General features: G+C 43.2%; 1 protein-coding gene. It reads left to right on the forward strand.

What is annotated here, in order from left to right:
• Window positions 1-34: 34 nt before the first annotated feature.
• Complete coding sequence (locus tag DVW06_RS16800) at window positions 35-1,225, forward strand: IS256-like element ISLgar5 family transposase (protein ID WP_000997693.1); 1,191 nt, start codon at window positions 35-37, stop codon at window positions 1,223-1,225.
• Window positions 1,226-1,276 lie beyond the last annotated feature (51 nt).

Here is a 1,276-nt window from a genome sequence, read left to right on the forward strand (position 1 = left end):
ACCACAACACATTCACAGAAGAGAGGACTTCCCTATGAACGATTTTACTACAGAAATTCTAAAGACTCTAGCGAACAAAGGCGATTTGAATGAATTATTCCGTGTCCATTTGGAGAAAGCAGTCAATACGCTTCTCAAAACGGAGTTAACGGCTTTCCTAGATTACGAAAAGTATGATCGCATTGGTTTTAACACGGGTAATTCTCGTAACGGCTCCTATGACCGTACGGTCAAGACCGAGTATGGGGAACTTCATCTCCAGATTCCGCGCGACCGCAATGGTGAGTTCAAGCAACAGACTGTTCCTGCTTATAGACGGACGAATGACACGTTAGAGGAGACCGTCATTCACCTCTTCCGAAAAGGTATTACCATGTCGGAAATCGCAGACTTGATTGAGAAAATGTATGGGCATTACTACACGCCCCAAACCATGTCCAATATAACAAAATCATTTACAGAAGAGGTAACGGCGTTTAAAGGGCGGGAGCTTCATGACCGTTATGCTGCTATTTATATGGACGCAACGTATATTCCGTTAAAGCGGAAAACCGTCGCCAAGGAAGCTATTCATATCGCAGTTGGCATTCGCCCGGACGGATCAAAGGAAGTATTGAGCTATGCGATTGCACCGACTGAATCCATCACGATTTGGGAGGAAATTTTATTGGACCTTCAAGAGCGCGGTTTGAAAAATGTCCTCCTGTTCATCACGGATGGCTTAAAGGGGATGGTAGGAGCGATTAGTCGGTTCTATCCCAAAGCTCGTTTTCAACATTGTTGTGTACACGTTTCCCGTAATATCAGTCACAAAGTGCGTGTCGATGATCGTAAGGAAGTCTGTGATGATTTTAAAATGGTGTATCAAGCCTCATCTAAAGAGGTGGCGTTGGAAGCACGTGGTGCTTTTGCGGAAAAAAGGAAAACCAGCTATCCAAAAGTGGTTGAATCGATTCTTTCGAACGATCACTTGCTCACTTTCTATGATTTCCCCTTGGCCATACGCAAGAGTATTTATTCTACGAACTTGATTGAATCCTTTAATAAGCAAATCAAGAAATACAGCCACCGCAAGGAACAGTTCCAAAACGAAGAGTCGATGGAACGTTTCTTAGTCTCGTCTTTTGATACTTACAACCAAAAATTCCTAGGTCGCAGTCATAAAGGCTTTCAACAGGCCGAAGGCGAACTTGAACAAATGCTAAGCCAACTGATTGAGAATTAGAAACAATCTGCAGTAGGGAAGAATCATTTACACAAAATTATTGACGCTCCC

Source organism: Enterococcus sp. ARL09-542 (genome assembly GCF_005234805.1).
Taxonomy (GTDB): Bacteria; Bacillota; Bacilli; order Lactobacillales; family Enterococcaceae; genus Enterococcus_D; species Enterococcus_D gallinarum.